Raw genomic sequence first — 260 nt, forward strand, 5'->3', positions numbered from 1 at the left:
GCTTTTCTTACCATGCTCGGAATTATTATTGGTGTTGGATCTGTGATTGCGATGCTGGCCATTGGCGAAGGCTCAAAAGAAAGCATCAAAACACAGATTTCAAGCATGGGTTCGAATATGATTACAATTCGTCCGGGCGCAGGAATGCAGGGCGGTGTGAGAATGGATGTGAGTTCGATGCAGACCTTAACCATCAAAGATTTAGAATCTATTCGAAAAAATGCGGTTTTGGTGGAAAATACATCTCCAGTTGTTAACGG

Annotated in this window: 1 protein-coding gene; it reads left to right on the top strand. The window is 43.1% G+C overall.

Going from position 1 to position 260, the window contains the following annotated elements:
* The coding region (locus SB754_RS21090) for an ABC transporter permease (RefSeq protein WP_410784294.1) at positions 1-260 on the top strand (260 nt) is incomplete at both ends.

Origin of the sequence: Leifsonia sp. SIMBA_070 (assembly GCF_046534635.1) — a bacterium.
In the GTDB taxonomy this organism is placed as follows: Bacteria; Actinomycetota; Actinomycetes; order Actinomycetales; family Microbacteriaceae; genus Leifsonia.